Source organism: Vibrio sp. Y20_XG_PY13 (assembly GCF_024181925.1).
In the GTDB taxonomy this organism is placed as follows: domain Bacteria; phylum Pseudomonadota; class Gammaproteobacteria; order Enterobacterales; family Vibrionaceae; genus Vibrio; species Vibrio parahaemolyticus.
The window spans coordinates 516,214-529,983 of the sequence record NZ_JAMZAL010000001.1 but is presented as its reverse complement, the minus strand read 5'-3'; the positions used below and the strand labels follow the sequence as shown (position 1 = coordinate 529,983).

At 47.0% G+C, this 13,770-nt stretch carries 12 protein-coding genes; 7 read left to right on the top strand and 5 right to left on the bottom strand.

The annotated features are described in order from the left end of the window. Positions 1-62: 62 nt before the first annotated feature. Complete coding sequence (locus NL646_RS02360; protein WP_017447632.1) at positions 63-1,466, bottom strand: anion permease; 1,404 nt, start codon at positions 1,464-1,466, stop codon at positions 63-65. A 273-nt stretch (positions 1,467-1,739) separates the two neighbouring features. Between NL646_RS02360 and NL646_RS02355 the strand changes: the two genes are divergently transcribed. Next, on the top strand, positions 1,740-3,314 hold the full coding sequence (locus tag NL646_RS02355) for a sensor histidine kinase (RefSeq protein WP_253663793.1): 1,575 nt from the start codon (positions 1,740-1,742) through the stop codon (positions 3,312-3,314). Beyond that, positions 3,311-3,988: a response regulator gene (locus NL646_RS02350; protein ID WP_005395226.1), complete on the top strand. Its 678-nt coding sequence runs from the start codon at positions 3,311-3,313 to the stop codon at positions 3,986-3,988. The genes NL646_RS02355 and NL646_RS02350 overlap by 4 nt, the downstream gene beginning before the upstream one ends. A gap of 77 nt (positions 3,989-4,065) precedes the next feature. Here the strand turns inward: NL646_RS02350 and NL646_RS02345 are convergent, their stop codons facing one another. Further along, positions 4,066-4,545, bottom strand: a complete 480-nt coding sequence (locus NL646_RS02345; RefSeq protein ID WP_005486498.1) for an aminoacyl-tRNA deacylase — start codon at positions 4,543-4,545, stop codon at positions 4,066-4,068. 157 nt (positions 4,546-4,702) lie between these two features. On the opposite strand from NL646_RS02345, the gene NL646_RS02340 reads away from it, so the two are divergent. The 4 genes from NL646_RS02340 (at position 4,703) to NL646_RS02325 (ending at position 9,699) form a co-directional block, all read left to right on the top strand. Beyond that, on the top strand, positions 4,703-6,244 hold the full coding sequence (locus NL646_RS02340; RefSeq protein ID WP_031821976.1) for a glutamate synthase-related protein: 1,542 nt from the start codon (positions 4,703-4,705) through the stop codon (positions 6,242-6,244). 193 nt (positions 6,245-6,437) lie between these two features. Further along, a complete protein-coding gene (katG, locus tag NL646_RS02335; RefSeq protein WP_253663792.1) occupies positions 6,438-8,612 on the top strand; it encodes a catalase/peroxidase HPI in 2,175 nt (724 codons plus the stop codon). A gap of 162 nt (positions 8,613-8,774) precedes the next feature. Continuing rightward, entirely contained in the window at positions 8,775-9,227 is a 453-nt protein-coding gene (locus NL646_RS02330) for an antitoxin Xre/MbcA/ParS toxin-binding domain-containing protein (protein WP_005454082.1), read from the top strand. Position 9,228: 1 nt separating this feature from the next. After that, complete coding sequence (locus NL646_RS02325; RefSeq protein ID WP_005376497.1) at positions 9,229-9,699, top strand: RES family NAD+ phosphorylase; 471 nt, start codon at positions 9,229-9,231, stop codon at positions 9,697-9,699. A 78-nt stretch (positions 9,700-9,777) separates the two neighbouring features. Here NL646_RS02325 and NL646_RS02320 read toward each other — a convergent pair whose 3' ends face one another. Next, complete coding sequence (locus tag NL646_RS02320; protein ID WP_253663791.1) at positions 9,778-11,628, bottom strand: acyltransferase family protein; 1,851 nt, start codon at positions 11,626-11,628, stop codon at positions 9,778-9,780. 240 nt (positions 11,629-11,868) lie between these two features. Between NL646_RS02320 and NL646_RS02315 the strand changes: the two genes are divergently transcribed. After that, positions 11,869-12,144, top strand: a complete 276-nt coding sequence (locus NL646_RS02315; protein WP_005498697.1) for a nitrogenase-stabilizing/protective protein NifW — start codon at positions 11,869-11,871, stop codon at positions 12,142-12,144. A gap of 120 nt (positions 12,145-12,264) precedes the next feature. Here the strand turns inward: NL646_RS02315 and NL646_RS02310 are convergent, their stop codons facing one another. Both NL646_RS02310 and gloA read right to left on the bottom strand, forming a co-directional pair. After that, on the bottom strand, positions 12,265-13,365 hold the full coding sequence (locus NL646_RS02310; protein WP_253663790.1) for an alkene reductase: 1,101 nt from the start codon (positions 13,363-13,365) through the stop codon (positions 12,265-12,267). A gap of 11 nt (positions 13,366-13,376) precedes the next feature. Then, positions 13,377-13,763, bottom strand: coding sequence for a lactoylglutathione lyase (gloA, locus tag NL646_RS02305; protein WP_253663789.1), 387 nt, complete (start codon positions 13,761-13,763; stop codon positions 13,377-13,379). Positions 13,764-13,770 lie beyond the last annotated feature (7 nt).

Below are 13,770 nucleotides of genomic sequence, written 5' to 3'. Positions count from 1 at the left end.
TGGATTGATAAAAAAACGCCCAAACGGGCGGTTTTTGGTTTCTATGCGTTGTAAATTGCGGATTACCAAAGGCCGAGAAGCTTCCACCACGCACCGCCAACAAAAACAAAGATTGGAATGACGATGAGTGAGAAGATAAACCCGATTTTCCACCAGTTTTGCAGAGTGTGGAAACCAGCACCAAACAAGATTGGCGCAGGGCCAGACGAGTAATGCGTGGTCGACATATACAAGTTGCTGAAAATACCAAGAACAATCGCAGCAAGCATTGGAGGCGCGCCAGCAGAGATCGCAATTGCCAAGAACGCGGAATACATCGCACTGATGTGTGCCATTGCACTCGCCATCAAATAGTGGCTGTAGTAGTAAACCAAAAGAAGCACGACGATGGTTGTCACCCAGCCAAAGCCGGACAGTGACTCGGCCATAGACTCGCTGAACCAGCTGATGAATCCGAGTTTGTTAAGTTGTGCAGCCATCATTACCAATACAGCGAACCAAGTTATGGTGTGCCATGCTTCTTTTTCGCCAAGAACGGCGTCCCACGTGATGGTGTGAGTGAGAAGCAAGAAAACTAACCCAAGTAAAGCCGTAACCGTTGCATGAATGCCTAATGTTGGGCCCAATACCCAAAGTGAAACCATACCGATAAAAGTGATACAAACCATCAGCTCGTCACGCGTCATTTTGCCCATTTCAGCCAGCTTTTGACGCGCAATTTCACGCATTTCTGGTGTCTTCTTTAGCTCTGGTGGAAACACCATGTACATCACGAGTGGGATGAGGAACAAACACAACAAACCAGGGACGATCGCCGCGGTTGCCCAGCCAGCCCATGTGATTTCAACGCCTTGTTCTTTTGCGAAGTTAGCGGCGAGTGGGTTACCTGCCATTGAGGTCAGGAACATCGCACATGTAATCGCGTTACATTGGAAGATACATTGCACCAAAAATGCGCCGATTCGGTTCTCAGTACCTTTTTCTGGGTCGGAATCATAAGCACTCGCAACCGAGCGAAATAGCGGAGAAATAATACCGCCACAACGTGCTGTGGTACTTGGGGTTGCAGGTGCAAACAGCAAATCAGTCAACACTAAGCCGTAAGCAAGGCCTAATGAGTTGTGACCAAGTTTAGAGATAAACCAGTATCCGACGCGTCGACCAAAGCCGGTGGTAATAAAACCGCGAGAGATAAAGAACGCAGCTGCAATCATCCAAATCGTTGGGTGCGCGAAGCCAGTCAGTGCGGTTTTGATTGGTAGTACGCCAAGCAGTGTCGCGAGCGTCAAACCCATCAACGCCATCGCGCCAAGAGGAAGTGGGGCGAGGATCAAGCTTAGTACGGTGGTGACGAATATCGCCATCATTTGCCAAGCTTGATCGGTGAGTCCTTCTGGGGTTGGGATAAACCATAAGATGCAGCCTATCGCGACCAGTAGGAGCATTTTCATTTGGGAACTATTCATACATCCATCTCCAAGTTATTTTTCTTCATCATAGGGTTTGGAAATGGCAAAAAACTGAGAAAAATCAATTTCATCAACGACGTACTTGAGCTCTTTATCAATTTGCATGTCACGACAAAATCTGTTTGAAAAATAATTGAGAATAAACGCATTAAATTAATAAAAGTCATAAAAATCACCACTGAGATCCGCGTCAAAATTCATGGTGAGAGCCCCTAAGTCGAATAAGGAATTGCGGTAAGCTTAGGGCAAGTCATTTCTTGGAATCCTATCGTGCCGTTTGCTTCCTTTTCTTTTACTAAACAACTGGCCGTATTGCTCAGTGGTGTAATGCTATTGGGCATGTTGAGTTGGTGGAGTTACAGTGCTCATCAGTTGGACGACATCCTCACTCATCAAATCAGCCTGCGTGCTCAAGTTCAGTCGCAGCAGCTCTCGCAATTGTCCAGCCTTATTGCCGCTGTTGGGTCTGGTAGCGCAAGCAAAACGTCAGAAATCATCAATGCGGTTCAGGCGGTGAGTGATGCGGACTTTATCACTGTGAGTGATCGCGCAGGAATTAGGCTGGCACATCCTGTCGCTGAACGCGTTGGTCTGCCTGTATTGGGAGGTGACATTGAAAGAGCGCTGGAAAACGGCGAGTCCTATCTTTCTTATGGCGTGGGATCTTTAGGGCCATCGGTTCGTTACATATCTCCCATTTTTTCCAATGAAGGCGATGTGATTGGCATGATCAAAGTTGGCTATTTGATTGATACTTTGGATCTCTGGACAAGCGAACGGTTGTTGCCTTTGATATCGTTCGGAATCATTGCCGTCGGTATTTGTATTTGGTTGTCTTGGAAGTTTTCTCGCTATGTTCGAACTCAAATGCAAGAGTTAGAACCTTGGCAGCTTAAGCAGGCATTAAAAACGCATCAAGGCGTGCTGCAAGCGACGTATGAAGGATTGGTCGCGATAAACTCCGAGGGAAGTTTGTATCTTATTAATGATTCCGCTCGCGCTATGCTCAACTATCATCAAGAGCTTGGCAACGTATTTACCGACGGGATAGATAACCCTGAAAGTTTTTCGCTGAAAGGTGACGATTACATTAATGGATTGATTCGCGTGAATGGCAAAAATTTGGTGATGAACAGAGTTACGCTTCGTACGTCGACAGGTGAACCTTATGGCGCAGTGTTTAGCTTGCGTGACCAAAATGAGATGCACGTACTCTCGGAGAAAATCAGTCAGGTGACGCAGTACATGGAGAACATGCGCGTTGCGCGTCACGAGTATCAAAATAAGCTTTCGACTATCTCGGGTCTCTTACAAATGGGGGCTTACGATAAAGCGCTTTCAGTTTGTTTGTCGCAAGCGAAAGCCAGTCAATCACAACTGGATTCGCTACATGCGCTGAATAGCAGACCGGCCTTGTCAGCCTTGATTTTGGCAAAGGCGAGCAAAGCCAACGAACTGGGTGTGGCACTGAGCATTGACGGCCAAAGTGATTTGAGCGCACTATCTCGCCGTTTGTCAGAAGAACAATTGTGTGGGTTGATTGGCAATTTAGCTCAAAACGCTTTGGAAGCGGTGAAAGGACAAGAGAACGGTCATGTACACATTGGTATTTCAGAATCGGCCTGTGAGTACACCATTCAGGTTTCGAATAACGGCCCGCTGATCGAGAGTGAGTTTGATGTGTTGTGTGAATTGGGCTTTACCACTAAGCGAAACAAAGCCGATCATGGAGTAGGCATGTACCTTGTACGTTCCATCGTTGAGCAAGGCAATGGGCATATGGAGTTGGACAGTGACGAGCAAGAAACCGCGTTTACGATCTATTTTCCCAAGGAGTTAGGATGATAAAAGTAGTCATAGTGGAAGATGATCCCAACATTGCAGAGCTTCATCACCATTTCATTGAGCAAGTGGAACAATATCAAGTCGTCGGTATTGCTGGTAGTATTCACATTGCCCAGCAGCTAGTGACGCATACTAAGCCGGATTTGGTCATCGTCGACAACTACTTGCCAGACGGGCAAGGTGTCGAGCTGGTTTATCAATGGTTAGAGAGCGACCAGAAACCAGAATGCATTTTGGTCACGGCGGCCAATGACGCATCTACGGTTCAAAAAGCCCATCGTTTCGGCGCATTTGATTACCTCGTCAAGCCCGTTGATTACTCAAGACTAACCGAAAGCTTGCTTCGTTTCGCAAAGGTCAAAAACCATATGCGTAGCCAAGAGAGTTTTCGACAGTCGCAGCTTGATGACTTGTTCCATCTTGGAAAAGGCACGCCAACGGATTTGGCTGGTTTAGATCCTTTTATGTTCCGTCAGGTGGTGGACCTGTTTACGCACGTGCATGTCGAGCACACCGCATTGAGTGTGTCGGAAAGTTTAACCATCAGTAAGAGCACGGCTCGTCGTTATTTGGATAAAGCCGTTGAGCAAGGTGAGTTGGTGGCCTTTTTAGAACACGGGAAAGTAGGGCGACCGACTCGGGTTTATCGCAATAAGTTAGTCTCAGAAAGCTAAGTGTTTGAGATAAAGCACAAAGAAAGGCTCTTGTTGAAAGAGCCTTTTTCACGAAATGTCGACATATTTTGGCAAGTTTAATGCAGAACTTCACTGCTGAATCTTAAGTATTTGCAGTCGTTCATCAAATCTTTAAATGCCTTTCTATCCAGCTTAATCAGAGTTTCATGATCGCCGGCTTCGAGATAGACATGTTCCAAATTTGCTAACCTTTCATCGCAAACTGTCGACATGTGGTAAGGGCTACCAATCGGCGGAATAGCGCCGTGTTCACAATCGGTGAAGAGTCGATAAACCATGCGCTCTTTCACCAAGTGGAAGGTGGCGTTAAATTCGTCGTTTAATCTCGACAAACTGATTTTGTTGTTGGCAGGTAAGACCGCCATCATATGACGCCCTTCATGATCCTCAAGAATCACACCTTTTGCGATATTCATTAAAGGCACACCTGCGGCAACACCACTTTGTAGCGAGCTATGACTGTGGCTGTGATTCACGGTTTGAAAGTGAATGTTATGCTCAGTCAAATATTCATCTAATCGGGTTGCAATCGTCATATAGCCTCCACGTGTATGAGACCCATAAAGAGTATAGGAGAGGACGGTCGCAATCGCGCATTTTACTCCGCTTGCACTGACGCTCTTTGGCTCCTGTTCTACGCTTATTTGAAAGCCAGCGACAAAGCATGGTGAAAAACAATAACTAGGGGGCAACATGAGCAAGCCAATCATCGCCGATAACAAGCCGATCAAGGTCGAATTGAAGGCCGGGCAAGAATATTATTTTTGCCGTTGTGGGCGATCAAAAAAGCAACCTTATTGTGACGGCTCGCATTCTGGAACTGGGATGAAGCCAATGAGCTTTACTGCGGAAAAAGACGAAGATGCTTATCTCTGCCAGTGCAAGCACACTGCCAATGCGCCTTTTTGCGATGGTACGCATAAACGATTTACCGCCGAGCAAGTAGGCAAAGAAGGCCCAGATCAAAAACGAGAGAAAAGTGAAAAGCTCGCTGCTGCCAATACTCAAGAGGAGCCAACTCTAGAGTTTATTCACCAACTTGCCAGAGAAGGGCTCTCTAAGCTCGGTCATCATGGGCCGATGGCTGCAATGGGCGTGCCTAGGCACTTGTTACCACATTGGGATGCAATACAAATCATGGTGGCGCAAATGGCGACACAACCGCTGTTGGAAGACGTTCCCGTGTCTACCGAGTTGATTGTGGGGCCAAACGCACGTAAGCCGCTCAAGCTCGCTATTCCTTTATTGGTGTCGGACATGAGTTTTGGTGCGCTTTCGGAAGAAGCGAAAATCGCGCTGGCAAAAGGTGCGGAGTTAGCCGGAACTGGGATTTGCTCCGGGGAAGGCGGCATGTTGCCAGAAGAGCAAGCTGCTAATTCGCGGTATTTTTATGAGCTAGCCAGTGCGAAGTTTGGCTACGACGAATCCAAGTTCCTAAAGGTTCAAGCCTTTCACTTTAAAGGTGGACAAGGTGCGAAAACAGGGACAGGAGGCCATCTTCCTGCCAACAAAAACATTGGTAAGATCTCTCAGGTGAGGGGCATTCCTGAAGGGCAACCTGCAATATCGCCACCAACCTTTACCGATCTTCATACTACTCACGATTTCAGAAAGTTTGCCGACAGAGTTCGTGGCATTACTGGCGGTATTCCGATTGGCTTTAAATTAAGTGCTAACCATATTGAGCAAGACATCCAGTTTGCGCTTGATGCGAGTGCCGATTACATCATTCTCGATGGCCGTGGTGGTGGCACGGGCGCCGCACCAACCATGTTCCGTGATCACATTAGCGTACCGACCATTCCTGCGTTAGCTCGTGCACGTAAATACTTAGATGAAAAAGGTGCAAGTGACCGTGTCACGTTAATCATCACTGGTGGACTTCGCGTTCCTATGGATTTTGTCAAAGCGTTAGCGCTCGGTGCAGACGGCGTGGCGGTAGCGAATAGCGCGATGCAATCAATCGGTTGTGTCGCAGCTCGCATCTGCAACACCAACAACTGCCCAGCAGGAATTGCGACACAAAATGCCGATTTGAGGCAGCGTCTCGATATTGAAAAATCGTCTCAACAACTGAAAAACTTCTTTGAATCATCGGTTGAGCTCATGCAAGTGATGGCAAGGGCGTGCGGTCATCATTCACTCAGCCAATTCAATGTTCGGGATTTAGCGACGTGGGATCAAAACATGGCGAGATTGTCTGGCGTTAAGTATTCAGGGGTAAATCCAATCTGATCTGAATCCATATAAAACGCATATATGTACATGTTTGGTAACAGTAAAAGCTTGTAAACAGCGTGCAAATTTTGAAGAAAAAGACTTCTTTCTTGCGTCAAGTGGACTACGCTGTTTTGGTCAGGTATTCAATGTTTTTCGCATTGAGTAGAGAATGAGTAGCCAAGGAGGCTACAAAATAAAGGAGTACAATATGAGCAATACAAACGGCGGTTCAGTAGGTAAATGTCCAGTTATGCATGGTGGACAAACATCTACAGACAAGTCGGTGATGGATTGGTGGCCGAATGCCTTAAACTTAGACATCCTGCATCAGCACGACTCCAAAACGAATCCATTTGGTCCAGATTTTAATTACAAAGAAGAACTTAAAAAACTGGACGTCGACGCACTCAAACAAGACTTAAAAGACCTAATGACAAACAGCCAAGATTGGTGGCCAGCAGACTGGGGACACTACGGCGGTTTGATGATTCGTATGGCATGGCACGCGGCTGGTAGCTATCGTATCGCAGACGGACGTGGTGGTGCCGCAACCGGTAACCAACGCTTTGCCCCTCTCAACTCTTGGCCAGATAACGCCAACCTAGACAAAGCACGCCGACTTCTTTGGCCGATCAAGAGAAAGTACGGCAACAAGTTAAGCTGGGCCGACCTGATTATTCTCTCAGGTAACATGGCTTATGAATCGATGGGCTTTAAAACCTTTGGCTTTGGTTTTGGTCGCGAAGATATTTGGCATCCAGAAAAAGACACCTATTGGGGTTCTGAGCAAGAGTGGCTTGCGCCAAGTGGCGCGAAAAACAGCCGTTACTCCGGAGAGCGTGACTTAGAGAACCCACTTGCAGCAGTAATGATGGGCTTGATCTATGTGAACCCAGAAGGGGTGGATGGCAACCCAGATCCTTTGAAAACGGCGCAAGACATGCGAGTGACATTTGCACGTATGGCAATGAACGATGAGGAAACTGTTGCACTAACGGCTGGTGGTCATACCGTGGGCAAATGTCACGGTAACGGTGATGCTGCCAACCTTGGTCCAGATCCAGAAGGCGCTGACGTGCATGAACAAGGCCTTGGTTGGATGAACCACAAGACTCGTGGTATTGGTCGTGACACGGTAACAAGTGGTTTGGAAGGGGCTTGGACAACGCATCCGACTCAATGGGATAACGGTTATTTCTATTTGCTCTTCAAATACGATTGGGAACTGAAGAAGAGCCCAGCTGGCGCTTGGCAATGGGAGCCTATCGACATTGAAGAACAAGACAAGCCTGTTGATGTAGAAGATGGCTCTAAGCGCTACAATCCAATCATGACCGATGCCGATATGGCACTCAAAATGGACCCTGAATATCGCAAGATTTCAGAGCGTTTCCAACAAGACCCTGCATACTTTGAAGATATGTTTGCTCGTGCGTGGTTCAAACTGACTCACCGTGATATGGGACCAAAATCGTGCTACCTAGGCCCAGATGTACCTAGCGAAGATCTGATTTGGCAAGACCCAACGCCAGCAGGCAAAACGGACTACAACGTCGATCTTGTGAAAGGCAAAATCGAAGCGAGCGGCTTGTCTATCGCTGATTTGGTCGCCACCGCTTGGGACAGTGCCCGTACTTATCGTGGCTCTGACCGACGGGGCGGCGCAAATGGCGCGAGAATTCGTTTGGCTCCGCAAAAAGATTGGCAAGGTAACGAGCCAGAGCGTCTAAGTCGTGTTCTTGCTGTGCTAGAAAGCATCGCAGCAGAAGAGGGCTGTAGCGTTGCTGATGCTATCGTACTTGCTGGTAACGTAGGTATTGAACTGGCTGCGCGAGCGGCGGGTCATGATGTATCTGTGCCTTTCGCACCAGGTAGAGGCGATGCTTCTCAAGATATGACGGATGTGGAATCGTTCGAAGTGCTTGAACCTGTGGCTGACGGTTTCCGAAATTGGTTGAAGAAAGACTATGTGGTGAAGCCGGAAGAGTTGTTGCTCGACCGAGCGCAGCTTATGGGTTTGACAGCACCAGAAATGACGGTACTGATTGGTGGTTTACGCGTTCTGGGTAGCAACTACGGTGGCAGCAAAGATGGCGTCTTTACCGACCGCGTGGGTACGTTATCGAACGATTTCTTCGTAAACCTCACCGATATGGCTTACACATGGAAGCCAGCGGGTGAGAACCAATACGAAATTCGTGATCGTAAAACAGACCAAGTGAAATGGACGGCGACTCGAGTGGATCTTGTCTTTGGTTCAAACTCGATTCTACGTTCGTACGCGGAAGTGTATGCGCAAGATGATAATCAGGAAAAATTCATCCATGATTTCGTCGCTGCATGGGCGAAAGTCATGAACGCGGATCGTTTTGACTTGCAATAAGTGAAACGCTGTTCATCGATAGATGCGTAAACAAAGTTGATGAATAAGTAAGAGAGGCGGGCGCAATGCTCGCCTTTTTCTTTACGTGGCTGTTTACTTTGTTTGAAAATTAAGCTCATTTGAACCATAATCACTAGACCATATGAACTAAAGGAGCTTGATATGGCAACTGCAGCATTAAAAAGCTTCAAACCGAAACAACCTCATAAAGCCAATTTCTGGTTTATGTTGGGTATTGAAGACGCCGAGACAGGTCGCACTGATGCGGTTCACAAAGGTTTTGAACCTAAGGTGTATCGCAATATTGTTGAGCGTGTGAAGCTATCTCAAAATGAGTTTCAAAACGTCACATTGATACCTGTCAGCACGATCAAGCGTCGTCTAAAAAACGATGAACGCTTCAATACGCAAGAAAGTGATGCGATTTATCGATTAGCGATGTTATTAAAACTCGCGACAGAGCTGTTTGACAACGAAGAACGCGCGCTTGAATGGATGAAAGAGAATGTTTACGGCTTAGGTGGAAAAAGGCCGCTAGACATGGTCTCGACCACGGTGGATTTTGAAATCGTGAAAGATTTGATCGGCCGTTTAGAGCACGGGGTATTCTCGTAATATGAAGCTCTATCGTCTCACACAAAAGAAATTTGCTGACACGCCATTTAGCCCCGTTGGCGCAAAGTTATTTGGAGGGCGATGGAACTCAAAAGGAACCGAAGCCCTCTACTTCTCTGAATCGGAATCCCTTTGCTCGTTGGAAGTGTTTGTTCACGTAAACAACGACCCTGCCATCACCAAACTGTACGATTTATATCGTATCGAAATGCCAGAATACCTCATCGCCACCTTAGATGAAGAAGATCTCCCAGTGACGTGGCGAGCAATACCGGCGAGCGAGTCTACGCAATACATTGGTGATCAGTTTCTCAATGATCCTCATCCTGAGTTTGCTGCGCTGCAAGTGCCTTCAACGATTTCACCTCGTGATAAAAACTACGTGGTGAACCCAAATCATCCCAAAATGAAAGAGATCATCAAGAAAGCCGAAAAGCTTGATTTCGCGTTTGACCCGCGCATTTTCAAATAGAGGCGTTGGCTTTCTCTTGCTCTAAAATATTCAGCGCTTACCTGAGATAAGCGCTGAAGCATAAAGCTAATTCCTTGGTTATTGTCGGTCGTAAGTGAACTGTTGAGCTTCATTCGTACTGTTGTGGTAATGCCCAAGCACCAACTCAGCACCTTTGTAAGATAAATGGCTGTCATCGGTATACATGGCGTTGTTCGCACCAACTTTCATTCGACATACGCCATTTCTGCAAATGGCATCGGTCAAGTCGACAAACTCAACGTGCTCAAATTGATCAAAGTAGTTCACTAACTTCGCCACGTTTTGAGGGTGATGTCGCTTGGGAGAGAAATCGCATACAGACTCTTCCTGCTCGCCAAACAAACGCGCTTTCCAAAGGCATTCACCCACCGCAAACGGTGCAGAAGGGGTTGGGCCGAAAACGACCACTTCTTTCCCTTCCAGTTCATTCAACAATCCAGTTAATGATGCCTCGTAATCGGCTTGTGAAAGCTCTTTATTGAAGTTGGAAGAGATAACGACGCGACGAATAGAAGGGGTACGCAAAATGGTATCGACTGCCTGTTTGAAGAACTGTCGGCAAGAAATTGAGCCAGCAGCTTCGAGGATGTCGACATAACCGACCGCACAGGAATCTTGAGTAAGTTGCACCACGCCAGTTGGTGTTACTTCGGATAGACGCTTCACGTAAACCATGCTGTGACTATTGCCTAACACAGCGATGGTGGGCTGCGGCGCAGACGAGCACACATCGTTAACGTCGGTGTTGCCGTTGCAATCTAAACCGTAACCGTTGTTAACGCGCATGGCCTCGAAAAATGCGCTTCTTTCTGGAAAACCACCGTTTTGATGGCCAATAACGCCGAACGTCAGCAAGGGCAGCGTCAACAACACAACAACCGCAGACACAGTGCGCATGCTCATGGCTTTTCGGCTGCGGAACGGCTTTTCCACAAATCGCCAAGTGAAGTAAGACAGTACAAAAAGAGCGGCAATGTAAAGCGAGATATTGACGTCTTGAGTTGCGTCCAGCATGTAGCGGTAAAACACAAATAGCGGAATATGCCACAAGTACAAGCTGTAGCTGATTAAGCCGACGAACACGACCCATTTTAGGCTCAGCAATTTACCGCAGACATTGTCTTTAGAGGCAAACAAAATCACTAACGCGCTACCGATGACTGGCACCAGCAAAGTGATACCCGCGCCATCTTGCGATTTTTCAAACAAAAGTGCAGAGGCCAATATCAAAACGATGCCAATGGTTGCCAGCGTATCGTTGGATTGAACTTGGGTTTTTCTCATTACTAATGCGAGTAATGAACCGGTTGCCAGCTCCCAAGCACGAGAAAAGATCATGTAGAAGGCGAAATCAGGATCGTTGCTCGCATAAACAATAGTCATCAAACTCAGCGCAAATACCGCGATGAAAAAAGTCAGGTAAAACGCGTTTTTGCCACGAGCGAGTAGCATGAGTAGCAAAGGAATGACAATGTAGTATTGTTCTTCAACGCCCAAGCTCCAGGTGTGAAATAGCGGATTGGCTTGATCTTCTAAACCGAAGTAATTGTGGCCTTTTAAATACAGAAGAATGTTGGATGAAGAAAGAATAGAAGACACTGCGAACTGACCAACGTCTTTGTGTGCTTGTGGCAAAAATAGCCACCAAGACATCAAATAGCTGACGGCAATCACCACCAGTAGCAGGGGAAGTATGCGGCGAATGCGTCGCTCATAAAAATCACCGAGGCTAAACTTCTGGTTTTCCAAATCGTTAATCACGATGGTGGTGATCAAATAGCCGCTGATAACAAAAAATACGTCGACGCCAATAAAGCCACCAGCGAATTGCTCAACTCCTGCATGAAACAAAATCACCAACGTGACAGCAATCGCCCTTAATCCGTCCACTTCCGCTCTGTAAGTCATATCGTGTCCCTCCAACATTCCGTTTAACGAAGTAGAGCAAAATATGAACCAGAAATAATATTGCTTTAAATCAGCACCTTAAATTGAGTGTCAAAATGAAAAGGCTGGGGAAATAACGAATTCCCAAATTGAATTTCAATATGGAAATCCCAGAAAGAGTGATGTTAAGAAGCGCTAAATCAAAGAACGTAAAGCGCGAGGCTCTTAGACTTCATTGAAAATGATAACGCTAAAGAAACAATGACAGAGAATACGATTCAGGAAAAAATTGCCAGCTTTACTTGTATCGAAGAAGCGTTGGATTACTTCGAAATCGAGTTTGATAGCCGATTTATCGAAAACAACCGAACCGAGTTGGTTAAGAGATTTAATGGCTACTTAATCCTCACTAAACCGGATGATTGGTTTTCAGGCCGCCGCGCACTGAAAAATGCCTACTGTAAAGTACAACGCAGTTTACTAAGTAAAACGACGCGCTCTGCGTGCCGAGGTTGCACATCTTGTCAAAGACGTTAATTCTTGGTGGCTTAGCCTAAAAAAGAACCCTGCATCTTGGCGTCACAGGGGGAAGAGCAAGGTTCTTTTGGATTAGCTATTGGTTTGTCGCGAGTTGCGAATCGGCTTTACGTAGATGAGTTAACCCGCGTGATAAGCAGGGTAGTCCACCAAGCCTTTTTCACCGCCGCCGAACAATGTGGCTGGGTCATGTTCTGCCAGTGGATAGCCATGCTTGATGCGGCTTGGTAAGTCTGGGTTTGCAACAAATGGACGACCAAAACCGATCATGTCGGCTAAGCCACTTTCAATCGCGTGTTGCGCCTTTTCTGCGTTGTAACGACCGGCATAGATCAGTTTGCCTTTATACGCCTCACGAACTGCGGTTTTAAAGTCGTGCGGAGTGTCTGGTGCGTCGTCCCAATCCACTTCTGCAATGTGAATGTAAACCACATTGAGTTTATCAAGCAGCGCAGCAGCAGCGGTGTAGGTGTTGACAGGTGTGCTATCAACGGTGCCGTTTAACGAAGTGAATGGTGCAAGGCGAACACCAACACGCTCGGCGCCAATGGCTTGCGTCATTGCTTCGACCACTTCACCAAGAAAACGCAGACGGTTTTCAATTGAGCCGCCGTATTCATCGGTGCGGTTGTTCGCTTCAGAATCGATAAACTGGTTAACCAAGTAGCCATTTGCTGCGTGAAGTTCGACACCATCAAACCCAGCTTTTATCGCGTTTAATGCGGCTTGGCGGTATTCTTCAATAACATTCTTGATGTCTTGTTTGGTCATTTCACGCGGCTCAACCACGTCGACAAAGCCAGGTTCGTCTGTGCCATTGTCGATAAATACTTTCACGTTTTCCGCTTTAAGCGCAGAAGAAGAAATAGGTTGCTCGCCGCCGATGTTGTCAGGATGAGTCACACGACCAACGTGCCATAATTGCGCGAAGATAACGCCGCCTTTCTCGTGCACTGCATCAGTTACTTTTTTCCAGCCAGCAACTTGCTCTGGGCTATAAATACCCGGTGTCCACGCGTAGCCTTGACCCATTGGTGAAATTTGCGTGCCTTCAGCAACGATTAATCCCGCTTCGGCTCGTTGAGCGTAGTAGGTGGCCATCATGTCGTTGGCAACATTACCCGGTTGAGAGGCTCGAGAGCGTGTCATCGGAGGCATAACGATGCGGTTTTTTAATGAAAGAGAGCCAAGTTGAATCGGTTGAAATAATGCATCTGTCATAGGAAACCTTGTTATTGTTTAGTTTGAATCAGTTCGATTGGGTAGCCGTCGGGATCTTTAATGAAGGCGATGTGCGTTTCTCCTCCTTTCATTGGACCGGGTTCGCGAGTGACGTTGCCGCCAAGCGCTTTGATTTTTTCGCAAGCTGCGTAAATGTCTTCACACCCAAGCGCCATGTGCCCGAATGCGTTACCTAAGTCGTAACTGCCGGTATCCCAGTTATAAGTTAGCTCGATGGTCGCGCCATCTGGTTGATCAGGGCTACCAACAAACACCAGTGAGTAACGGAATTCTTGGTTTTCAAAACGATCCAAAACGCTCATACCCAGAACTTTTGTATAAAATTCGATAGATTTGTCTAGGTCAACAACACGGATCATCGTGTGGAGAAACTTCATAAGTCGC